The following is a 21,886-nucleotide window of genomic DNA, read 5'->3' on the forward strand; positions in this document are numbered from 1 at the left end:
CCTCCTATTATTCTTGTTTTATTTGAATAGCTTTTCATGTTATCTCAGTATCAGCTCCGTAATGAGGTTTGCCTCGTGTGCTGCACAAACTGCCACTCTGGGGGCCATTAGCCCATTGCCGTATGATGGTTCTGTTTTTTCGTCCCCGCACAGATAAAAATGTTCTGTTATCTTCCGCGTGTGGATCGCATTGCTTTCTCCATATCCTGCCATACCGGAAGCAGCAATCAAATATTTTTCCGGATACAGCTCCAGTATCCCGTTTGCCAGCATTGCCTTAGCTTCCGGGTCATCGAAGGCTTCACATATCATATCATCCGCCGCAAACAAAGCTGCTATATTTTCTTCTGTCACTTTTATACAGTCTGTGGTAATGTCCAGGTATGGATTGATTTCCGCCAGCTCCTCCTTCAGCGCCTCGGTTTTGTACATTCCGATATGGCGCATAAAGTATTGCTGCCTGTTCAAATTGGTAATGTCTACCCGGTCAAAATCAAGCAGATGCAGGTGCCCTACTCCGATTCTGGCAAGGAAGAAAGCCACATTAGAGCCGAGCCCTCCCAGACCTGCGACCGCCACTTTTGCCTTTGAAAGCCGCTCCTGTATTTCTTTTGTATGGCGCTCTTCCAGCGCACACCTTATCTCTTCCCTGGTCAGCATCTTTCCATCAACCTCCTCCTACAAAACTGACAACCTCCAGAACATCGTGGTCTTCAACCAGTGTCAGGGACAGCATTTTTCTGGGCACAATCTCACCATTGCGCTCTACCGCCACCCGATTAACAGGGAACCCCTGCTGTTCCAATAGATCTGATATTGTGGTATCAGGCTTGAAATCGATTTCTTTGCCATTCACTTTCAGCATATCTTCTCCTCCTTTTTATGCAGTTACTATTCAACAAAGTGTGCATCCCGCTGGGAAGCAAAAAAAGAGTTCATGAAAGAACTACACCCGCGGTGGTGCACCCCTTCATGAACTCCTGTTCACTCTCATCGGTATTGCTTATGTAATTATGCCGCTGCTATACACGGGGACGTGCATAGTAACATTATGTAAACTCCGGAAAGTCGGTATAAGAAAACCCAAAAACGGGAAGCGCCATCGGCACTTCCCGTAAATATCTTACATCAGTCCCTACGTTGGCATTATCCAAATCAGGTATATGGGTCGAAGTTCTCAACTTCCTCTCAGCCTATCTATAAGCTCCCCTGTTTAGTTTACGTGTATAAATATACGCTGTTTCTTTTTATTTGTCAATACTTAAAAATATCCGATATTGGGGGCTGAACTGTAACGTTACTATGCGCGTCCCCTCTCATCGTAATCCATCCCGCAGCGTATTTATTGCTTCCTGAAATCTTCCGTCCTCCCGGATTTCTGCAACTGCCCCATCGGTAAGCAGCCCTTCCAGAATCATCTGTCTCATTTCCTTTGACGCAGCCTCCTGCCCTTCCTTTACTTTGACAGCCGCCGAGAATAAAAGCGGATTTGGCAGCATCACCTGCCCCGTAATAGCATCTACAAAACGCACAATGCTGTCCAGCGCCTTTTCTTTCTCTCCCGCCCGCAGAAAGACCTCAGCAAATATTCCGTCGCTCATTCCTCTTGTACAGCCAAATATTTCTTCCATCTTTCGGTAAACTTCACAGATTTCCAGCCCTTTTTCTGCATCTGGCTGTACCTTCTCGTCCGCCAGAAGCAGCAAGCAATTCTGCATCTGCCCTACAAGGGTGAACAAACGCTTCTGTATCACTTCCACAGCTTTGTCCTTTTCATCCCGCTTCAGATATAACTGCGCCCACAGCATCGTAGTATCCGCAGTATATTCCGGTATTTCCTTCAGAAGCCGTTCTCCCGTTTCCAGTTCCTCCTCTGCCAGCGCCATAGATGCAAGCTGGATGACCGCTTGGTCGCGGTATGCGGGAATCCCGTTTACCCGGATATATTCCAAAAGCTCTTTTCTCTGCTGCTTCCACTGTATTTTCTTTTCTTCTGATGCCAGCGGAAACATCATCTCGAACATGGTCAGCACCGCCGAAGCATTGTATTTCAGCGGTACACTTGCCGGATACTGATGAAGCAGCTTCTGCAGCATCTCCTCCGCCGCCTCCTGCCCCTGTTCTCTGCCGGTTTCAATTACTTTATTAATATGTTCTGCAACCTGCTCATCAGGCAGTGACTCTTCAAACTGCAGTAATGTATCTAAATTGGTGCCCAGCGCTCTTGCCAGGGGGCACAGTAATGTGATATCCGGGCAGGAACTTTCTGTCTCCCACTTACTGACTGCAGGCCCCGAAATCCCCAGTGCCGAGGCCAGCTGCTCCTGCGTCATACCTTTTGCTTTGCGGAGGGCGGCTATATGCGCTCCCAGATTTTCTTTCATAAGCAAGATCTCCTTTTCTGATATTTGTCCGGCCTGACAACTTTAGTATAGCCTCTCATGTACCGTCATACAAGAGAGGCTTCGTTAACGAAAGCTCTAAAATTATTAACCATGATTCAAGTCTTTATAAACTACAGAAAGAAATCATCTCCACTCAATCCGTATATGCGCGGCCGCCATTGCATTTACCGGTACATATAATGGATTAAATCCTTGGTCACAGCAGATTCCCGCCAGTAAACTCCTGTCCTGTTTCCGGCTTCCAGAATCCTTTTCAGCACCTCTTCTTCTACTCCATTTTTTATCAGAAGCCCCGCTGCCGGAGTATCGCTCCTGTTCTGCAGCAGCAGCTGAAAATAGCGGTATGCCCCCCACAATGATACATGGGAAAAATCCTGCCCGCTTTCCCGGAAGATCAAGTATGGAAATGATCTAGGTATCCACATACCACACAGGTCGCAGTAATTGTCCCCCCGTTGATATCTTGTCAATCGCGGATAACGGAAATAATCGTGATATATTCCAAAAACTTTTGCATATCCCAAAAGAAAGTTTTCCAGTTCCCTTGCTGTTACCCCGAAGATCTGCCTCTCAATCGCATCCACCGTTTCTTCCGCCATCTCACCCTGTTGAAATATTCCATACCAGGTATCCGCGCCAGTGGGATACTTTACATGAATAGGCAGACGTTTAAACTTTTCATCGCCGTTATATATCTCATCAATAAAGTCATCCAGAATAATAGCCCCCTGGTCAAGCCTGAAAAAGCCGTTAATCTTGCTCTTAACAGATCTATCACCGGAGTGCTTTCCCGTAAAATAGTACGGACTCATTTCCAGCATCAATTCCGGCCTCTCCTCTTTCATACAAACGCCTGTATAACACAATAGTTTACGCTCTGATACAAATGCCCATGTCCCATGTTCCGGAATAACGATTTCCCGGGCAGGTACTGATTCCGTGTTTACGCTGTCATAGATTGCTTTTATTATTTCATCCATGTCTATACCTCGTACTTTCCTTTTCCATGTTCATCTGGTATTTTCTGCCGATACCGGATTACAGTTGTTGTGTAATGGGGTGATTTTTCAGGGTCCTCCTCATAACCCACTTTTTTTATAATTCTATCACTAATTTTCCTTTTTCACCATACCCCTCCTTCCATTTGGAAGCCTGTCAGCTCTCCCTTTATCTCGCGCCCCCAGCCGCATACAACACTATAGCTTGTATCTGCAGAAGGTTTGGGATAAAATGACTACAGAATATAAATTTTCACAAGCAGGAGGTAGCATATTGAAAGAAATTGCCATTTACGGCAAGGGAGGTATCGGCAAATCCACACTCAGTGCCAACATCTCTGCCGCCCTTTCCATTCAGTTCCGCTGGCAGGCGAAGGCTTTTTGAGAGGGGAACGCTACTGCCCTCGTCACTCTCCCCCAATATCATATCCACAGATATGAACGAGGATGACATGGTATTTGGCGGAATGCAAAAGCTCACCGATACCGTAACTGCCATACTAAGAGAGAAGCCAAGGCCGCGCGCCATCGTCATCATCAGCTCCTGTCCCGCCGGTATCATAGGGGATGATATTGATATGGCAAAATCTCTGGCAGAACCTGGTATTCCTGTCATTACAATTAAGACAGACGGCAACCTCTCCGGCGATTATCTGCAGGGCATGCTCATGTGCTATACCGAACTGGCCAGGCAGATCATTGACCCAAATGTGCAGCCCGAACCTAACACGGTAAACATTGTTTTTGAAAAAGTGGTTGCTAAAAATACGGAAAATAACTTTCATATAATCCGGGATTATCTGGATAAAATGGGAATCCGGGTAAACTGCAGATTTTTATGCAATACATATTACGATGAACTGAAGAATTTCCGCAGCGCTTCGCTCAATCTGCTGGCCCATAAAGACTATACAGGGAAAAATTTTACCACTCAGCCACCACCGATAACCAGACACTGCGCCAGATGGAATTTGATCCGCTTAATTATCCCGAACTGTGGTATTTTGGGCAGCCCCGGGTTCCCTGCACCTATCTCGACAAACGGGATTATGTATATGGCAGCAGGGATAAACTGACAGAGGCGCTCCATTTTCTGGAATCTAATATGAACTTTGATCTAATAGTGATCGTCAATTCCCCGGGGGCCGCCCTGATCGGCGATGATGTCAGAGATATTGCCATGGATGAGATTCAGGGTACTCCGGTTTTTACGGTGGAGACCCCCGGCTATTCCAGGGATATATGGGAAGGGTACAGCTCTGCATGCTGCCAGATTATCCGAGAGCTGCTTCCTGACGCTCCCCTCCCTGTAAATACGGGCACACGTAAAAAAGTGAACATCCTTGGGATGTCCATATTCCACAAATATTACCAGGGAGACTGCCGGGAGTTTACGAGGCTTCTGGATCTCTGCGGCATTGACGTGTCCTGTATTCTTTGCTGCGAATGTACTTTTGAGGAAATCATGGGCATGAGAAATGCAGATTTGAATATCGTAGTGGATACGATCTATGGAATGGATGCCGCCAGACTCCTGGAGGAAAAATATCAGATCCCCTATGTCTCCTGTCCCGGCGTCCCGGTAGGATTCTCCGCCGCCGAGACCCTGATTCATCAGGTATGCAGTCTCCTCAATGCAGACTCGGCCGCCTTTGTCACTGAGAGTGAAAAATCCAGAGCGCGCGCCTATATTTATCTCTCAAGACTGAATTCCCTGACCGGCCTTCCAAAGGGGGTAAAATTCGCGGTCCATGGCACCTGTTCCCAGTGTTACGGGTATACCGCCTTTCTCATCCGGTACTTCGGCATGACCGCGGACTGTATCTCGGTTCTGGATCCCCCCGGCGCCAACAGTCCTCCAGCCCCCGAATATGAGGAACTCTGCCGGCTGCTGGAGAAAACATCCATGAGCGGCGCCCTTCATAAAGACATCTTGTCCACCGATGCCGAACTTGTATTTGCGTACGGAAATATCATCGCAAAGCTGAAGGCGATGCATCGTGACTTCAGCGGAATCGAGATCAGTCTGCCCTCGATGGGCTATACCGATGTCATTCCTAAGACACACCTCGGGCTTTCAGGCGGACTGCTGTTGTGCGAACAGATCATCAACGGGCTGATGTTCCGATAAGAAGTACGGCAGACAGTCAAATCGACTGCCTGCCGTACTGCATATTTTTCTTGTATAGCAATGCATAGAAATCGGTAAAAAAATCCTAATTCCCAACTTTAATTTCCAAATACATGCCGTAAAAATTCAACCGCTCCCCTGGCGTCGTTGTCTAACATTTCTTCTGTAGCATCCGGCGCCAAGTCCCTCCAAACTTTAATTTCCGATCCCACAGTTCCGCCGCTCATCACAAAGGGCTCCATTACTACCGCGCCCTGGTAATCAATATCTTTCAGCGCCTGACCGATTTCCGCCCAGGGAAGGCTTCCTTTTCCCGGAACCCGCCTGTTCTGCTCTCCCACATGGAGATGCCCAAGCTGACGTCCTGCTTTACGGATAGCCGCCCCTATATTGTCTTCCTCTATATTCATGTGAAAGGTATCCAGCATGATTTTTACATGGGAACTGTCTACCGCATTCACAAACTCAAGCGCCTGCTCACAGGTGTTCAGCATGTACCCCTCATACCGGTTCAGAACCTCCATTCCCAGAGTCACATCACAGTCTTCCGCTATTTTTGAAAGTTCTTTCATATTTTTTATTGCGCGCTCTAAATCTGCTTCTTTGTCCATCGGAGCCGCCGGATCCAAGGGCCAGTAAGAGTATAAGCCTCCGCCCAGCACCTTTATGTCCATGAGCTGCAGACGAGGCAGCAGTCCCTTAAAAAAGTCCATTCCCCTCTTTACAACAGCCGGGTCGCCGGAACAAAGGTTTTGTTCCTTTGTCGGCCCGTAGCCTGCTGTCATGATAATCCCTTGATCCTCTGCACATTTTTTTAAGTCCAGAAGCTGTTCGTCTTTCAAGTACACGTTCCGCAGCGCCATACAGGAAATCTCTAATACATCAAATCCCAGCTTTTTAACTTTCTGTATGTAATATTTGTAATCTGCCTGCCATTCCTTTGTCCAATATGCAAAATATATTCCATATTTCATAATTGCGCCTTTCTCCTTAAGTTTAAGATTTAGTTGGTTGCTTATATTCTGATCTATTCCGCAAAATAGATCCAAATATGTCCGATTATACATAGAGCCATCACCACAGTTAAAAAACGGTGCACAAGAAGATTAAGGCGTTTATTCTTCGTTATGGTATGGCACAGTACAATCAGCAGTACCATGACAGCCGCAGTCAGTGCACCAGTAATGAACACACCTATATGGTGTACCTTTATCATAGGAAACACGAATATAAAGTGCAAAACAGCGATAACGAGTATTGCAGCACTTATGTACTTATGCGCCTGCATAAAAAATACATCCGCCTTTTTCAGATGCAGTTTTCGCGTCACCGCTTTCACCAGCAGCATTAAAAAACATAAAAGACATAAATAACCCAAAATAATACTCATAAAAATCCCCCCAGTACTTAAATCCCTCCTGCCTCATATGGCAGCTTTCTCTCCTGGCAGCATCCTTTTTTCGTTCCGGTCAAATCCTGCCTGTTTATTCATTATATACCTTATTCTGCAGCTTTGCTGCAGACCCGCCCGCAGGGCATGAGTTACGGGGTGCCCTTTGGGTATACCTTATTCTGCAGCTTTGCTGCAGATCCGCCCGCAGGGCATGAGTTACGGGGTGCCCTTTGGGTATACTTTTCTCCGCACGAACTCAATCTATCCTGCCCACCATTTTCCATGTAATGTTCAAGCTGTCGCTTGTAGCGGCTACGGTGGTAATCATCAAATCCACCACCCGCCGTTTATCGTCAAAGGATACGCTTCACATAAGAGAGCAGGACATTGTTTGCGCCTGTCAGACTGTCCGCCAGCTTAACACCCGTTCATTCCCGTAAAGTCGGCGGCGTCATTGACGATGACCGTCCCCTGGCTTGTAAACAATGACCTTTGCAATCAAACCCCGCTTAATATCCCGCACCAGTTCCTGAAACTTTGGGCGGTCTGTGTTCTTGCCGCTGTACCCTTTGTCTGTGTATTCCTTGCAGTTACCGGCTTTCAATGGAAATACTGTCCTTTTTGTCTACCGATTGTCTTGCATAGATCGCGTCTATCCTGTTATTCATTTTGTCGCTCCTTTTCTTAAAAAAGAAACGGAGCTGCTGACATGATTATTATACCGCCAGCAGCCCCACAAATCAACGATGGCTTCGGAAAACCTTACGCCCCGGCTTCCTCATTCTGCCGCCCACAGTGGAGCAATTCCACTACCTCACAGATGGGATAGGGTGTGTTCCTTGCTATCCTGCGGGATATTAAGAAAGATATGGAAAGCGGAAAACAGCCGAGTGAAGCTGTGACCGCCGCCATGTTCCAAACCATGCGGAACGCATTGGCGAAGCGGAAGCAAATCCCGTTTTCCATTGACGATGTAACGGCAATGGTTGCCGGACAGATCGGACAGCTTGCGACGATGGACGAGGAAGCCGTTGATCTATTCCAACAATTAGCAAAAAAAATGATTACGCAAACAGAGAAAATGTAACTATCTTGTCACTATTAACAAATAGATATCTGACATTTTCCCAAGTGAAACTGGGGCGTGGTGGTCTTTTGACTGCCGCGCCCCGGTTTTTCTATATTTAATAAAAAATTCATAGTTAAGTATGAAAACATACTTGATATAAGTACGATTTCATACTATAATAGTAGTCGTGCAAGTATGAAAACATACTAAGGAGGTAAGACCATGCAGGAAAAAATAAATGAATTGTTGATGGACTTTAATAAAATCAACAAGGAGTGCGACGAACTATATCACAAAGTGGCTTCAAAGATGGGGATTTCAGACAGCGCCTTTTCTATCTTTTATACCCTTTATGACTTAGGCGATGGCTGTCTGCAAAAAGACATTTGCTATGAGTTTTTTGCAAATAAACAGACGGTTAATTCTTCTATTCGGAAACTGATACAGGAGGGATATATTTATCTTGAACAGGGTGTTGGCCGGGATAAGCACATTTTTTTAACCGAAGCTGGAAAACAGTTTGTTGAAAAGTACATTGTGCCAGTCATCCAAAAAGAAAATGCGGCCTTTACCGCCTTGAAAGAGGCGGAACAAAAGGAACTTTTACGCTTGGCAAATATTTATATGGAAAGTTTGAGGACAAAATTAAATGAGATTTGATCGTATTTTCCATAGCAGATTACTGAATTTAGGAGGTAACACAGAATGAAAACAATTTTACGGTTCATAAAACCGTATAAGTTGCTATGCTTTTTTACATTACTTGTTATGTTTTTAGATGTTGCGGGTGGTTTGCTAATTCCGACCATCACAGCGGATATGATAAATGCCGGTATCAATGGCGGCAATATGGACTACCTGATCCGCAGCGGAATACTTATGCTGATCGTAACAATCGTTACCAGCTCTGGCGCGTTGTTGGGGAGTTATCTCGCCGCAGACCTTTCCTCTAAAATTGGCCGGGATATGCGGAACGCTCTTTACGATAAATCGCTCACCTTTTCCTCTTACGACTTTGAACAGTTCGGAACAGGCTCTATGATTACCCGCACATTGAACGATGTAAATGTGGTTCAGCAAGGGATTGTTTGGTTTATTCAAATGGTACTGCCTGTTCCGGCTGTCTGCATTATGGGAATTGTTATGGCATTTACGATTGATACCATGATGGGCGGCTTATTGATTGGCGCAACGCTGTTTATCCTGCTTCTGGCGGTTTTTGTAACCCGTAAAGCCTCATTGATTTTTGCCAAACTGCAAAAATTCCTTGACCGCATGAATGTTGTTCTTCGGGAAAATGTTACGGGTGTTCGTGTTATTCGTGCTTTCAATAAAGAAAAGTATGAAGAAAAGCGAATGCGGAAATCTTTTGAGGATTACGCCGAGGCATCGATCAGCGCAAACCGCCTGTTCGTTGGATTGGAAAGTATTGCCCTGTTTGCAATTAACCTTATCATTGTCGTTATCCTTTGGCTAGGTGGAAACCGGATCGGCGCGGGATTTATGGAAATTGGCGATATTACTGCTCTGACACAATATGCCATGATGATCCTTTTTTATATCATTATGGCCCAGATGGTGATGATCTTAATTCCCCGCGCTATGATTTGTGTTCGGAGAATTTCAGATGTGCTACATCTTGCGCCGGAAATTCAAGATGGAATGCCGTCTGTTGATAATAACCCCAGTCAAACGAAAGAAGTTATACGGTTCAAAAACGCAAGTTTCCGCTTCGCAGACGCGGACGAGAATACCTTAGAGGATTTGGACTTTACCTGTAAAAGAGGGGAAACGACTGCTATTATCGGCAGCACAGGCAGCGGAAAATCTACGATTGCAAAATTGATTTTGCGGTTTCACGATGTTACTTCCGGCTCTGTCCTTCTGAATGGCAAGGATATTCGCAGCATGACGCAGAAAGAATTAAGGGAGCATATTTCTTATGTGCCGCAAAAAGCATGGCTGTTTTCCGGCACGATTGCTGACAATCTTCGGCATGGAAATGACCGTGCAACCGAACAGCAAATGAAGCACGCTTTATCGGTTGCACAATCCGAATTTGTTTATGATCTCCCTGATGGTCTTTACTCCCGTGTATCACAGGGCGGTACAAACTTTTCAGGCGGGCAAAAGCAGCGTCTTTCGATTGCGCGGGCATTGGCAAAGAAAGCCGCTCTCTATATTTTTGACGATAGCTTTTCCGCTCTGGACTTTAAGACTGACGCAGCGTTACGGAAAGCCCTTGCAGATGAAGTAAAAGACGCGGCGGTGCTGATTATCGCCCAGCGGATCAGCACGATTATGAACGCGGAACAGATTATTGTGCTGGAAGAAGGGCGGGTTGTCGGAATTGGCAATCACGATTTCCTAATGCAGACCTGCCCTGTTTATCAGGATATTGCAAAATCTCAAATGAAAGGAGATGTGAACCATGAGTGAGAATAACAACAATGCAGAAGTTCTTACAGAAGAAATGGATTTTGAAAAGCCGGGTCATGCGTGTCAAACACTAAAAAGGCTGTGGCGTTCCACGGGCGATCAGCATAAGCGGTTAGCGGTTGTGCTTGTATCGGTAATCCTTTATACTTTTCTTTCTATTATTGCGCCGCTGTATAGCGCGCACATCGTAGATTTGCTTTGGAACAACATTAAAGAGGCGATTACAAACGGCGCAGTCTTTCAAGTTACATGGGCAACAGGTGGCCGGGATATCGTATTTTTATTGTTGATCTATCTGGCAACGGCTCTGTTTTACACCCTTCAATCGTTCCTTATGTCCAGCTTTGCGGAAAATCTTAATCTCCGGCTACGGACGGAAATCAGCGAAAAGCTAAATCGGCTCCCACTCGCTTTCTTTGACCGCACCAAAACCGGGGCAATTCTCAGCCGGACAGTGAATGACTTGGATAAAACAGCGGAAGCCCTGCAATCAGGAATGTTGAAGCTGTTTACAGCCGTTGGCATGGTAATCGGCTCTCTGGTGATGATGTTCCGCTTTAGTATATTATTGACGCTTGTTTTCTTGGTGTTTACAGGAATTGCACTGGCAGCTACAAATTTTGTGGCGGCAAAAACACTGAAATCCTCCATGAAACGGCAACAGTGTGTGAGTAATGTAACCGCACAGGTAGAAGAAGCATACAGTGGCCGGGTTATCATAAAAGCATTTAATCAGGAGGAAACCAGCTCTGAAAATATGCACAAGGCCACGGAAGAACTGGCCGAGGCTACCAAAAAAGCGGACTTTATGATAAACGCAATCAATCCGGCGATCCGCCTGATTAACCGTTTCGGTCAAGTGCTGATTGCGGTATTGGCTGGAAAAATGCTGCTGGAAGGAAGATTGACCGTCGGTGTGTTTCAGGCATTTTTCCAGTATGTAAATCAGGCTTCGGAACCGCTCACGGAAGCTGCCTATATGGTAAACAGTATGCAGTCCGCTTTAGCTTCTCTGGAACGGATTTATAAGCTGTTGGACGAGGAAGAACTTTCGCCGGAACCCGCTCTCCCCGCTATTGTGGATCAGGCAAAAGGGACAGTAGAATTTCAGAATGTCCAGTTTGGATATACGCCGGACAATATCTTAATGCACAACATCAACTTCTCTGTAAAGCCAGGACAGAAGGTTGCAATCGCCGGCAGCACAGGAGCCGGAAAGACAACGCTTATCAATCTGCTTATGCGGTTTTACGAGTTAAACGGTGGAAAAATTACTTTAGACGGAACCGATACAAAGGATATGACCCGTTCAAATTTAAGAAGCAATTTTGGAATGGTGCTGCAAGATACATGGTTGTTTGGCGGCACGATTGCGGAAAATATCGCTTACAGCAAGCCGGACGCTACCCGTGAAGAAATCGTAGCGGCGGCAAAAGCGGCCAGAGTGGATTTCTTTGTCCGCACCATGTCGCACGGATATGATACGGTTTTAAGTAACGACGCGGAAAATATTTCTATCGGCCAGCGGCAGCTTCTAACCATAGCCAGAGTATTCCTTTGCAATCCAGCGGTTATCATTTTGGACGAAGCGACTTCCAGCGTCGATACCCGCACGGAAATTGAGATCGGCAAGGCTATGAAAGCCCTGATGAAGAACAGAACGAGCTTTGTAATCGCTCACAGGCTTTCGACTATTATAGACGCTGATTTGATCCTGTTTATGCAAAACGGAAATATTATCGAACAAGGAACACACGAAACTTTGTTAAAGGCAAAGGGGGCTTATGCCGATCTGTATTATAGCCAGTTTGCGTGATGCCTTTGTCACAAAATAAAGGCAGAAACAGTCCTATATAATGAAATTTTCCGGGACACACTTTGTCCACAAGTAGGAGCGTAGGACGAGAGGCGGGGGCTTTCATATACGCCCTGTATGCTGATGAAACCGGTCCTGTGCTTGATGTTCAGCCTTTATTTTGTTGTCAGCAGCCCCCGTTTCGTGGTCTGCGTGTAGTTCCTTGTAAACTGACATAATCTCTAAAGTAAACTACAGGACTTATAAACTGGAATATGCGCTCCCTGCATAAGCCATTCTCCCAAATTTAATCGACGTACGCTTCATAAATTTGTGCGCAGCTGGCAAAGAACCATCTCGCAAAGCCAGAGAACAAAGAGTTTCCGAGAGTACTCTATTTTTCAGACGTTTCCGCGGCATTTATGTATATACCTACTGCAAAGAATATGCTGTTTTGTAAAAACAGCGCCCAATTTAATTATGGGTCTATCCGACCCATAATTAAGACCGCCGCTTCACAGATATCACATCTGTTTCGCAGCGGTCCTATTAAGTTCTCCCGCAAGCATATAATGGAGCTAAATTTTTATAGTTAACATTTCTCAAAATACAATTCATACCAAACCAAAAACGTATAAATGGTCCAGATCTTTCTCCAGTTATCCGAATTTCCGGCGATATAATCATCAAAAATCGCATTAATCTCATCAACCTGAAAAAACTTCTCCGCAGCCTCACTGCGGAACTTCTCCCTGACATCCTGATTATATCTGTCGTCTGCCATCCAGATACGAATCGGCACGATAAATCCCAGCTTTTTGCGGAAGGCGATCTCTTCCGGCAGTACTTTCGCCGCTGCAGTCCGAAACGCCACTTTATTCTGCTCCGCATTTACCTTATATTCAGAAGGCATCCGTGAGGCAATATCAAAGATCCTGGTATCGGTAAGTGGCATTCTGATCTCTAATCCCGCGGCTGTACTCATCTTATACACATTGAAATAAATGTCCCCCTCCAGCCAGATCTGGATATCCACATCCGACATCTTCGTAAGCGGATCCAGCCCCTGTGTTTCCTCATAAATCCCTTCCGCCAGCTCGATTGGAAGAACATCGGGATCATACTTTTTCAAAATCCTCTGTTTCTCATCTTCCTTCATAATATTGGTATTACCTACATAGAAGGTTTTCAAATTCTCGCCATAACGTTCCGCATTGCGGTACATATTATACCCGCCAAAGAACTCGTCCGCCCCCTCTCCGGAGTAACATATCTTCGTATGTTCGGCCGCCGCCTTACAGCCGATTGCAAAAACGATGGCTGAAGCATCGCCCAGAGGCTGTTCCATATTCTCCATCACATAAGGCACTGCCGCAAAATACTCTTCCGGCGTAATCAGGCGGCGGAACGTCTTTCGTCCAAGGATATCGCCCGTCTTCTGTGCCAGTTTTGATTCATCAAACCGTTCTTCTTCGTACCCGCAGGCATCCGCCGTCTCTGCATCAGACATTGCCAGTACATAAGAAGAATCAACGCCTCCTGATAAAAAGGATTCTGCCGTCTCATCCGGGGTTTTCACCTCGGTCATGATCCGGCCAAGCGTGGTATGGATCTCCTCCGCCCATTCTTCAAGGGATTTGCTGTAATCCGGATGAAATTCCGGCTTCCAATAGCGTTCTATCTTAAGCTGCCTTCTCTGCCAGGTCAGAAAACGCCCGGGCATAAGCTTTTTCAGGCCGCGGAAAAATGTAGTCTCTCCCGCCACGTATGTAAAGGTAAGATACAGCTGCAGCATCTCTTCATTCAGTTTCTTCACAAATCCCGGCTGCTCCATGATCTTACGAATAGAGGTACCGTACAGAAGCTTGCCGTCCGCCGTTTCATAATAATAAAAAGGCGTAGTTCCAAACTGATCTCTCAGACAAAACAATTTCTTCTCTTCATCGTCCCACAGGGCAAATGCAAACATGCCGTGCATATGGTTTCCCATATCATATCCCCAGGTTTCGTATGCCTTTACCAGAATTGCCTGCTCACGCTCCTCCCTGGACAGGGAACCATCAATTCCCAGTTCCTCACAAAGAGCTTCCCAGTTGCGGATATGACCACTGTATTCTTTTATTATTATCATATGTATGTCCTCTCGTATTAAAATTTTATTGTAACAGACTGCTTTTTATAGCAGACTTAATTCATTTATTTTAGCATAATATAAAGCGGTCAGCAATAACTAGAGGAGAACAATTAGCGGCGGGGTTCCGTCTTGTTACTATTCACGGGGCCGTGCACCCCGCTGCACGGCATCCGAGCCAATAAAATGATGGAGCCGGGCATCTGGGTCCTCGCCCTAGGCGGCTTTAAATGGCCCAGATGCCGTTACTATGCGCGGCCCCTGGGCCGTGAATAGTAACTCCATCTTAATGCAAAGAGGGGGACGCTTAATAACAGGGAGGTTCTTCCGGGGGCTTTCGCGATTCCTTCATGAAGCGCCCCCCTCCTCTCGCGAGACTGAAGCTCGTTCATTAATTCTTATATTTGTTTTGAAAATATCCATAAAAAAAGTGATAGAAAATTGTACACAATCACGATAGATAAATATGATATATAACGTTATAATATTATGTAATAACGTTATATCCGAGAGGGGAATAAGAATGCTTAAAAGAAATAAAATAAAATACGTTTTTGTTATGCCCGCAATTTTATTACTGATCGTATTCGTCTATTATCCGGTTATAAAAAATATGATCTACAGTTTCTATAACATGAGTGCATTTTCGGTTCATGAGCATTTTATCGGGTTAGACAATTATCGATCGCTGTTCGCGGATCCGGTTATCAGGACTGCTTTAAAGAATAACTTTATTTATGTATTCTGGTCTTTGTTGTTTCAGGTTGGCGGCGGCCTTTTGATTGCGCTGTTTCTGGAAAGCAGCTTTATAAAAAGAGGAAAAGTTTTCTTCCGAACCTTATTTTTTATCCCTTCTATTATTTCCATTACAGTGATAGGCGCGTTGTTTACTTTTATCTATCAGCCGGACATCGGCCTGCTGAACAGCCTTCTGAGATTTTTGGGATTTGACTCACTTGCGGCTGGCTGGCTGGGCAATTCACATACTGCCTTATACGCAATCATTGCCATGAGCCAATGGCAGTACACCGGTTATGCGGCTATGCTGATCATCGTGGGGATACAAAGGGTTTCTCCGGCAGTTCTAGAATCTTCAAAGTTAGATGGCTGCGGATTCTGGCAGCAGGCGAGATACATTATCATCCCGCAGATAAAGGATACGGTCACGATTGTGATCATCATTACACTCAACTGGGCGATGCAGGTCTTCAATGAGATTCAGGTAATGACGGCAGGAGGCCCTGGCAATGCAACTCAAACACTGGGAAACTACATGTATACGGCTGCCTGGTCTTATGACAAATTCGGGTATGCCTCCGCCATCGGTAACCTGATACTTATCATTACAGTCGTACTGGCATTTCTGCAGATGAATATCAGCGGGTTTGGAAACGAGAGCTGATACGTGCGGGAATCCGCCTGCAGGTCATTTCCTCAATCTATCTGATAAACAAAGGAAAACAGTTCAAGAGTGAATGGAGAGTACATTATGCTGAAAAAATCTGAGTTTCATTTGAAACAGTTCGTTCTATATTTTATTTTTATACTATTTTCATTATCAATTATATACCCATTATTTTGGATTTTGTCCAATTCTTTGAAAACAAATAAAGAGTTTTATAATAATACATTCTCACTGCCCGGACATCCTGAGATCGGGAACTATCTGCAGGCATGGAAAGAGGGCATATCCTTATACTATCTTAACAGTATCATCGTCACTGTCATTACGGTTATCTTAATCCTTTTGGTTTCTACACTGGCGGCTTATGCAGTTACCAGATTCCCTTTTAAGTATAAAAAGATACTGCTGGGGATACTGCTTGGAGGAATGTTTGTTTCTCCGCAGACTGCGGTGCTTCCCTTATATCATCTGCTCAGAGATTTAAGAATATACGATACCTATGTGGCTATGATTATTCCCATACTCGCATTCCGGATCTCGTTTTCAATCTTTCTGCTGTTCCCGGCTTTTCATTCCTTTCCAAAGGAACTGGAGGAAGCGGCTGTTCTGGATGGCTGCAGCAGTTTTGAAATTTACAGGAAAATCATGCTGCCGGTATGCCGTCCGGCGGTTACCGTGTGTCTTTTATTAAATTTAATATATACCTGGAATGAGTTTACTTTCTCTTTAAACTTTATAAGTACGGAAAAGTATTATACGATCCCGATCGGCCTGATGTCATTTTCACAGGCTTTATACACGGACTGGGTCGTTCTGCTGTCGGGTATCGTACTGGCAATTGTGCCTGTGCTTGTGCTCTTTATTGCCTTTCAAAAATATTTTGTAGCCGGGCTTACAGTGGGCAGCGTGAAAGAATAGGGGGACCCAAGATATGAAACGAAGAATAAAAATAACTCTTATACTGGTATTTACCATGTTACTGACGGGTTGCGCCGGACCGGCTGAACAGGAGGACAAAGTCACGTTAACATTCATGCACCGGTGGACGATGGAACCGATGAAGTCTGCCACTGAGGATATGATAAAAGAGTTTGAAAAGGAAAATCCGGACATAAAGATCAATGTAATCACGGCTACAAATTCGTCTTATAAGCAGAAAATAAAGACCGTAATCAATTCGTCCGCACCGCCGGATATATTCTTTACCTGGGGTGACGAATACCTGAATAAGTTTGTAAGAGAAGGCTTGGTACTGGACCTGTCTTCTTATATGGAAAAGCACCAAACTTTAGAAGAACTTGTTCCAGGGCAGACGGCGGCCTTTCAATATCAGGGCGGGATCTACGGCATACCGCTGAAAATCGACGCCAAATTATGGTTTTATAATAAAGAAGTATACAAAAAACTTGGACTGGCCCCGCCCGGCACGTACGAGGAGTTTTTACAGCAGTTGAAAGTAATACAAGAGGCCGGGATTACTCCGATTTATTTCGGAAACTCCGACCCTTATGCAGGCGCGCATTATTTAACAACATTAAACCAAAAATGTGTTCCTGAAGAGACCTTAAAAGCTGACTATTCATTAGAGGATGGTTCTTTTTCGGATCCGGGTTATCTGCAGGCGCTTACGATTTATGAAGATCTTCACCAATATATGAATGCAGACACGGCAGCTTACGACTGGAGCTTTTCTTATTCAGGGCTGATTAACGGAGACTGCGCACTGGTATACGACCAATATGTTACCATCGCAGATTCTATGGAGATGGATGCAGAATTCACAAAAAATAACTTGGGTATCTTCCCCTTTCCCACCATAGAGGGGGCAAGAGGAAATCAGTCCATTATCACTGGAACACCCGACGGCTATGCTGTCAGCAGTAAAACCAAGCATCCCGAAGAGGCCTTTCGGTTCCTGCAGTATATACTCTCTAAAAAGAACACTTTACGTTATTTAGAGAGCAGCTATTGGGTGAATGCTACAACAGACCTGTTTGAAAATATCGGCCAATATACAGACATCGAGCCATTAATAGAAGGCATAAAGTATATAAAAACCTCACCTTCTACAACCCCCTGGTTAGATACGGAACTCGATCCGAAAATCGCGCAGACTTATTTAAACGGCCTGCAGCAGATTGATACCGGGGAGGCAACACCGAAGCAGCTGTTAAAGCAGATTCAGTTAGCTGCGAAAAGCGCAAAATATGATAAAGGTAATTAAATGTAAGAGTTCAGGCAGGCCTGAACTCTTACATTTAAACTTCCCTTTATGCATTTTCATAATTAAACCGGTACCTGGATGCAACAATATACTCCTGCCCGATATAGATTAGTTGATTCTGGGTATCGTATATCTCTGTATACAGCAGGAATAACGGATCGCCAGGCGCAATTTTTAAAAGCTGCGCCTGTTTCGAATCCGCCTTTAATGCATCAATATAGGAGTTCTGGGAACATCCCACTATAATACCATGGCTTTTTAACAGATCATACAGCGACCCTTCCAAATCATCCGTGAGAAGAAATGCATATTGGGTAAAAGGAAAATAATTGTTTTCCAACATGACAGGTATCTCATCCGCATAGCGGACGCGCTGTATGTATAGTATGGCATCTTGGTCAAGGCTTGGATGCGGTACCCGTCCGGGTGAGTTCTTCGTGAGAACCGTTCTCTGGGTAACTACAGCCGATGGGGTCATGCCATTCACAATGCAGGAATTTGAAAAACTCATATTATGTTCTATTTTACGGAAAATCTTCCGCTCTTTTACAAAGGTTCCCTTCCCCTGATTTTTAACAAGAAGACCGTCTTTGCAAAGTTCTTCAATCGCACGGCGGATGGTGATCCTGCTCACATCGTATTGTTTAATTAGTTCGACCTCTGTGGGAATCTTAGATCCGGCCGGATACTCTCCGCTTTTTATCCTGGCAGAAATATCGTCTTTAACCTTTTCAAAAAGTGGACGCGTCGTATTATTTTCAATATTCATCTTATTACCTCAACTATATCATTATATGTCATGGAACATTTTATCATATTCATTATAACATTACAATACGAATATGGTATACATTATAACAAAAAATGTGATTAAGTGACAAAAATTTATTTTTAAACAAGCAATTAATTGTTCATGATGACAAATTTTATTTCATCTCAGATCCCCTATTGATTATATCGTATTATGATGATATGATGAATTTACGAAAGGAAGGTGAGTAAATGGATATGGCATGTGATAGAATTCTGGTTTCATCAAGCATATACGATTCTGTTTCAAAAGAACCATACCAGGGCTATATTGTATTAAAGGATGGCCGCATTAGTGACGTAGGAAAAGGAAAGCTGCCCGCCGCTTATACCGCCGGGGGACTGAAGGTACAAGACTGTAAGGACGGCACGATCTGTGCCGGATTCGGGGACACGCATACGTTCTTTACCGGATACGTCATCGACAGTCTTGGTGTGAATCTTTCCCACTGCAAAACACTGAAAGAGTTGAGAGACTGCCTGGAATATCATATGGAAACAGCAGCAGGGAAAGGGGTCCTGTTCGGCAACCATCTGGAGAGCTGTTTTCTTCACAACAACAGTGTCGATACCATGTTGGAGGAGATCGGACACGACACCGAGATTGTTCTCTTTGCGCCCGGTCACGGAACTTGTGCAATGAACCAAAAGGCAAGACAGGCGTTTGGTTTTGACCCCCAACACTGCCATGCAGAGGCTCTTTACAAGATCATGGGGCTCTATCTGAATGACAGACAGTTTATCGACCGGCAGATCGAGGGTTATATGAAACTGCTCAACAGCCGCGGAGTTACATCTGTAAAAGAAATGGGGTTTGACGATTTCTATGGTTTCACAGACGTTTTAAAGGAACTGGAGGAGAATGAGAGACTGACACTGAGAATATCCTTCATGTCCCAGCCCGTCGGAAAGCCCGCTGATATTGAGTTTGGTCTGAAAATGAAGGAAGCATTCCAAGGGGATTATGTAAGATTTTCGGGTTTTAACCAAATGACCGATGGATTGATTTTAAAAATGGAAGGCCATCTTCGTCAGCCGTACGAAGGGACAGACAGCGTATGTAACAAGGACATTGACTATAAGCAGCTGGAAAAAGAGGTGCTTCTGGCCGATAAAAACGGCCTGCGCTTTACGCTCCATTCCGAAGGAGACGGTGCATTCCATGAGATCTTAAACATTTACGACCAGTGTGAGCATATCAACGGACGCCTCAAAAACCGGCACGGCATTACAGATCTGGAATTAACTGAACCGGAGGATGAAAAGCGGATGGCCAAAATGGGGGCATTCGGTGAGATCTATGCGCAGGTATATGCGCTAGATACTTATGACGGCTATGTCAATGCCTATCGAGATGTGATAGGCGCCCGCCAGGAGCGATATTTAAACTACCGTTCTCTGGCAGACCATGGAGTACGGTTGTGCGGTGCAACGGATCTGCCATTACTGATTCCCAGCATACCGGAATCTATATTTTATGGATGCGCTAATTTCGGCAGTGATAAGCAAAAACGTATCAATCCACAGAATGGCCTGACTATTTCAGAGATGCTCGACGCCTGGACTGTGAACAGTCAGTTTGCTATGGAGAGAGAGGATGAACTTGGCACATTGGAAGCCGGAAAAAAGGCAGACATCGTTATTTTTGATCGTGATCTGTTTAAGGTTCCGATGGACGAGATGCTGAATGTCCAGGTAAAGGAAACGATAGTAAATGGAAAGACCGTATATACCCAGAGGGTACCACATCATGCATGCCCTGCGGACAGGCCGGCAGAGCTGAAAAATAAGGAATGAGAATAAAACAGGGAGGTTCATTATGTCAGAATCAAAAAAAGGAAAGTTAGGTGCACGAACACTATTCATGTTATTTATTTTTGGATTTGTTAACGCAATCATGTACTGTTTCCCCTATGTAAGATACGTATTTTATGATCAGCAGATTGCGGCAATGGGAATTACAAATGAACAGTCAGGAGTTCTGATGTCCGCATACTCTTTTGCCATGATGGCTGCGATGATTCCGGGAGGAATCCTGGCAGACAAAATTTCAGTGAAAAAAGCAATGCTGCTCTCAATATTAGGGTCGTTTGTGCTGATTATCATTTATGCGCTTACAATGGACTTTAAAATTGCCTGCGTCATTTGGTTTTTTGCCGGATTGACAACCAACTTTGTATTCTGGTGTGCAATCACAAAGGGTGTCGGTATGATTGGCACAGAAGAAAACCAGGGAACCTGCTATGGAATCTACTATGCGTCATCCGGTATCATTTCCGCAATTTTGAATGCAATTTGCCTTTGGGCTAGCGGATTCGGCAGTGATGAAACAAAAGCTTTCATTATTGCAATGTGGGTTATGGCAGTGGGAACCCTGATCGCATTCTTTTTACTATTAGTCTTCTTCAAGGAGAAAGAGGTAAAATCTGATAATCCGAATGACACGTTCCAGATTAAGCATATCGGGGTGGTATTAAAGAATCCTATGACCTGGATGTTTTCGATCATGGTACTCTGTGCTTATGGGTTGTATACAAGCTTATCTTATTTCTCCCCATACCTGACAGATGTCCTGGGAGTACCTTTAGTAAATTCATCCTTAATCAGCATTGTACGAAGTAATTTAATGAATCTGCTTTGCCCTCTCGGCGGATATGTCATTGACAAAATTTTTAAGTCCGCAAACAAATGGTACGTCACTGCATTTACAGCCATGATTATTATCTATGCAGGCGTTATGATCATGCCGGGTACGGTAAGTTCCGGCGCAGCAACTTTTGTCTCCCTGCTTCCCGCAGCAGTGGCGATGATGCTGTACGGCGTCATCTGGTCCGGTTTAAAAGAATGTAAGTTTAAAGCGGCATATACCGGCACCGTAATCGGTATTGGTTCCGTGCTTGGCTATGCTCCTGACTTCTTTTATTTTCCAATATTCGGAAAATGGATGGATACATACGGAAATGGAGCTTACAAAATGATTTTCGGCTTTTTGATGGTTACTGCTGTAATCGGTATCATTATGGCTATACTGATGAAATTAAGAATTAAAAAAATGAGTGTTTCAGAAAAATAATGTTCGTATAAAA

The 21,886-nt window shown here is 44.7% G+C and carries 20 protein-coding genes, 1 pseudogene and 1 riboswitch; of the genes and pseudogenes, 12 read left to right on the plus strand and 9 right to left on the minus strand.

Translation table 11 applies throughout. From position 1 onward, the window contains the following. Positions 1-39: 39 nt before the first annotated feature. The 4 genes from thiF to MWG26_RS18835 all read right to left on the minus strand — a co-directional run bounded on the left by thiF (position 40) and on the right by MWG26_RS18835 (position 3,385). Complete coding sequence (thiF, locus tag MWG26_RS18820) at positions 40-660, minus strand: thiamine biosynthesis protein ThiF (RefSeq protein WP_025656089.1); 621 nt, start codon at positions 658-660, stop codon at positions 40-42. A 7-nt stretch (positions 661-667) separates the two neighbouring features. After that, on the minus strand, positions 668-865 hold the full coding sequence (gene thiS / locus MWG26_RS18825; RefSeq protein ID WP_025656088.1) for a sulfur carrier protein ThiS: 198 nt from the start codon (positions 863-865) through the stop codon (positions 668-670). A gap of 250 nt (positions 866-1,115) precedes the next feature. Further along, positions 1,116-1,219: riboswitch (TPP riboswitch) on the minus strand. Positions 1,220-1,316: 97 nt separating this feature from the next. Continuing rightward, complete coding sequence (locus tag MWG26_RS18830) at positions 1,317-2,384, minus strand: helix-turn-helix domain-containing protein (protein WP_025656087.1); 1,068 nt, start codon at positions 2,382-2,384, stop codon at positions 1,317-1,319. A gap of 185 nt (positions 2,385-2,569) precedes the next feature. Then, positions 2,570-3,385: a hypothetical protein gene (locus tag MWG26_RS18835; RefSeq protein ID WP_025656086.1), complete on the minus strand. Its 816-nt coding sequence runs from the start codon at positions 3,383-3,385 to the stop codon at positions 2,570-2,572. 292 nt (positions 3,386-3,677) lie between these two features. Here MWG26_RS18835 and MWG26_RS18840 point away from each other — a divergent pair, with 292 nt between their 5' ends. Genes MWG26_RS18840 through MWG26_RS18850 form a run of 3 tightly spaced genes read left to right on the plus strand, consistent with a single transcriptional unit; the run spans position 3,678 to position 5,534 of the window. After that, complete coding sequence (locus MWG26_RS18840; protein ID WP_240285537.1) at positions 3,678-3,788, plus strand: hypothetical protein; 111 nt, start codon at positions 3,678-3,680, stop codon at positions 3,786-3,788. Between the two features lie 40 nt (positions 3,789-3,828). Then, positions 3,829-4,479, plus strand: coding sequence for a nitrogenase component 1 (locus MWG26_RS18845; protein WP_276519071.1), 651 nt, complete (start codon positions 3,829-3,831; stop codon positions 4,477-4,479). Then, positions 4,368-5,534: a nitrogenase component 1 gene (locus tag MWG26_RS18850; protein WP_025656084.1), complete on the plus strand. Its 1,167-nt coding sequence runs from the start codon at positions 4,368-4,370 to the stop codon at positions 5,532-5,534. Before MWG26_RS18845 ends, MWG26_RS18850 begins: the two co-directional genes overlap by 112 nt. 98 nt (positions 5,535-5,632) lie before the next feature. Here the strand turns inward: MWG26_RS18850 and MWG26_RS18855 are convergent, their stop codons facing one another. From MWG26_RS18855 to MWG26_RS18865, 3 genes and pseudogenes are all read right to left on the minus strand, one after another. After that, complete coding sequence (locus MWG26_RS18855; protein ID WP_025656083.1) at positions 5,633-6,508, minus strand: D-psicose 3-epimerase; 876 nt, start codon at positions 6,506-6,508, stop codon at positions 5,633-5,635. Positions 6,509-6,561: 53 nt separating this feature from the next. Beyond that, the gene (locus tag MWG26_RS18860) at positions 6,562-6,924 is read right to left on the minus strand and encodes a hypothetical protein (RefSeq protein ID WP_147324092.1); all 363 of its coding nucleotides are present in this window, start codon (positions 6,922-6,924) and stop codon (positions 6,562-6,564) included. 478 nt (positions 6,925-7,402) lie between these two features. Next, positions 7,403-7,595: pseudogene (locus MWG26_RS18865) on the minus strand (recombinase family protein); the annotation flags it as partial. A 164-nt stretch (positions 7,596-7,759) separates the two neighbouring features. Here MWG26_RS18865 and MWG26_RS18870 point away from each other — a divergent pair. The 4 genes from MWG26_RS18870 to MWG26_RS18885 all read left to right on the plus strand — a co-directional run bounded on the left by MWG26_RS18870 (position 7,760) and on the right by MWG26_RS18885 (position 12,251). Then, positions 7,760-8,014: a hypothetical protein gene (locus MWG26_RS18870; protein ID WP_025656081.1), complete on the plus strand. Its 255-nt coding sequence runs from the start codon at positions 7,760-7,762 to the stop codon at positions 8,012-8,014. Between the two features lie 204 nt (positions 8,015-8,218). Then, positions 8,219-8,656, plus strand: a complete 438-nt coding sequence (locus MWG26_RS18875; protein WP_025656080.1) for a MarR family winged helix-turn-helix transcriptional regulator — start codon at positions 8,219-8,221, stop codon at positions 8,654-8,656. Positions 8,657-8,701: 45 nt separating this feature from the next. After that, positions 8,702-10,435 carry an ABC transporter ATP-binding protein gene (locus tag MWG26_RS18880; protein ID WP_025656079.1) on the plus strand — a complete coding sequence of 578 codons (1,734 nt, stop codon included), beginning with the start codon at positions 8,702-8,704 and terminating at the stop codon, positions 10,433-10,435. Beyond that, positions 10,428-12,251, plus strand: a complete 1,824-nt coding sequence (locus MWG26_RS18885) for an ABC transporter ATP-binding protein (RefSeq protein WP_117440611.1) — start codon at positions 10,428-10,430, stop codon at positions 12,249-12,251. The genes MWG26_RS18880 and MWG26_RS18885 overlap by 8 nt, the downstream gene beginning before the upstream one ends. Before the next feature lie 571 nt (positions 12,252-12,822). Here MWG26_RS18885 and asnB read toward each other — a convergent pair. Then, positions 12,823-14,361, minus strand: coding sequence for an asparagine synthase (glutamine-hydrolyzing) (gene asnB / locus MWG26_RS18890; RefSeq protein ID WP_025656077.1), 1,539 nt, complete (start codon positions 14,359-14,361; stop codon positions 12,823-12,825). Between the two features lie 559 nt (positions 14,362-14,920). Here asnB and MWG26_RS18895 point away from each other — a divergent pair. The 3 genes from MWG26_RS18895 (at position 14,921) to MWG26_RS18905 (ending at position 17,990) form a co-directional block, all read left to right on the plus strand. Continuing rightward, positions 14,921-15,763: a carbohydrate ABC transporter permease gene (locus tag MWG26_RS18895; protein WP_244062765.1), complete on the plus strand. Its 843-nt coding sequence runs from the start codon at positions 14,921-14,923 to the stop codon at positions 15,761-15,763. An 87-nt stretch (positions 15,764-15,850) separates the two neighbouring features. Continuing rightward, positions 15,851-16,684, plus strand: coding sequence for a carbohydrate ABC transporter permease (locus MWG26_RS18900; RefSeq protein ID WP_025656075.1), 834 nt, complete (start codon positions 15,851-15,853; stop codon positions 16,682-16,684). A 13-nt stretch (positions 16,685-16,697) separates the two neighbouring features. Further along, complete coding sequence (locus tag MWG26_RS18905) at positions 16,698-17,990, plus strand: ABC transporter substrate-binding protein (RefSeq protein ID WP_025656074.1); 1,293 nt, start codon at positions 16,698-16,700, stop codon at positions 17,988-17,990. A 46-nt stretch (positions 17,991-18,036) separates the two neighbouring features. On the opposite strand, the gene MWG26_RS18910 is transcribed toward MWG26_RS18905, so the two are convergent. Beyond that, on the minus strand, positions 18,037-18,759 hold the full coding sequence (locus tag MWG26_RS18910) for a GntR family transcriptional regulator (RefSeq protein WP_025656073.1): 723 nt from the start codon (positions 18,757-18,759) through the stop codon (positions 18,037-18,039). Positions 18,760-18,992: 233 nt separating this feature from the next. Here MWG26_RS18910 and MWG26_RS18915 point away from each other — a divergent pair, with 233 nt between their 5' ends. Both MWG26_RS18915 and MWG26_RS18920 read left to right on the plus strand, forming a co-directional pair. After that, on the plus strand, positions 18,993-20,597 hold the full coding sequence (locus tag MWG26_RS18915; RefSeq protein WP_025656072.1) for an amidohydrolase: 1,605 nt from the start codon (positions 18,993-18,995) through the stop codon (positions 20,595-20,597). Between the two features lie 22 nt (positions 20,598-20,619). After that, entirely contained in the window at positions 20,620-21,873 is a 1,254-nt protein-coding gene (locus MWG26_RS18920) for an MFS transporter (protein ID WP_025656071.1), read from the plus strand. Positions 21,874-21,886 lie beyond the last annotated feature (13 nt).

The organism is Faecalicatena contorta (genome assembly GCF_022835095.1).
GTDB classification, from domain to species: Bacteria; Bacillota; Clostridia; order Lachnospirales; family Lachnospiraceae; genus Faecalicatena; species Faecalicatena contorta.

Coding starts and splice junctions, on each gene's coding strand:
- MWG26_RS18875 (WP_025656080.1), top strand. CDS start 8,219: ATGCAGGAAAAAATAAATGAATTGTTGATGGACTTTAATAAAATCAAC.
- MWG26_RS18830 (WP_025656087.1), bottom strand. CDS start 2,384: ATGAAAGAAAATCTGGGAGCGCATATAGCCGCCCTCCGCAAAGCAAAA.
- MWG26_RS18835 (WP_025656086.1), bottom strand. CDS start 3,385: ATGGATGAAATAATAAAAGCAATCTATGACAGCGTAAACACGGAATCA.
- MWG26_RS18900 (WP_025656075.1), top strand. CDS start 15,851: ATGCTGAAAAAATCTGAGTTTCATTTGAAACAGTTCGTTCTATATTTT.
- MWG26_RS18895 (WP_244062765.1), top strand. CDS start 14,921: ATGCCCGCAATTTTATTACTGATCGTATTCGTCTATTATCCGGTTATA.
- thiS (WP_025656088.1), bottom strand. CDS start 865: ATGCTGAAAGTGAATGGCAAAGAAATCGATTTCAAGCCTGATACCACA.
- asnB (WP_025656077.1), bottom strand. CDS start 14,361: ATGATAATAATAAAAGAATACAGTGGTCATATCCGCAACTGGGAAGCT.
- MWG26_RS18885 (WP_117440611.1), top strand. CDS start 10,428: ATGAGTGAGAATAACAACAATGCAGAAGTTCTTACAGAAGAAATGGAT.
- MWG26_RS18910 (WP_025656073.1), bottom strand. CDS start 18,759: ATGAATATTGAAAATAATACGACGCGTCCACTTTTTGAAAAGGTTAAA.
- MWG26_RS18920 (WP_025656071.1), top strand. CDS start 20,620: ATGTCAGAATCAAAAAAAGGAAAGTTAGGTGCACGAACACTATTCATG.
- MWG26_RS18880 (WP_025656079.1), top strand. CDS start 8,702: ATGAAAACAATTTTACGGTTCATAAAACCGTATAAGTTGCTATGCTTT.
- MWG26_RS18860 (WP_147324092.1), bottom strand. CDS start 6,924: ATGAGTATTATTTTGGGTTATTTATGTCTTTTATGTTTTTTAATGCTG.
- MWG26_RS18850 (WP_025656084.1), top strand. CDS start 4,368: ATGGAATTTGATCCGCTTAATTATCCCGAACTGTGGTATTTTGGGCAG.
- MWG26_RS18905 (WP_025656074.1), top strand. CDS start 16,698: ATGAAACGAAGAATAAAAATAACTCTTATACTGGTATTTACCATGTTA.
- MWG26_RS18915 (WP_025656072.1), top strand. CDS start 18,993: ATGGATATGGCATGTGATAGAATTCTGGTTTCATCAAGCATATACGAT.
- MWG26_RS18855 (WP_025656083.1), bottom strand. CDS start 6,508: ATGAAATATGGAATATATTTTGCATATTGGACAAAGGAATGGCAGGCA.
- thiF (WP_025656089.1), bottom strand. CDS start 660: ATGCTGACCAGGGAAGAGATAAGGTGTGCGCTGGAAGAGCGCCATACA.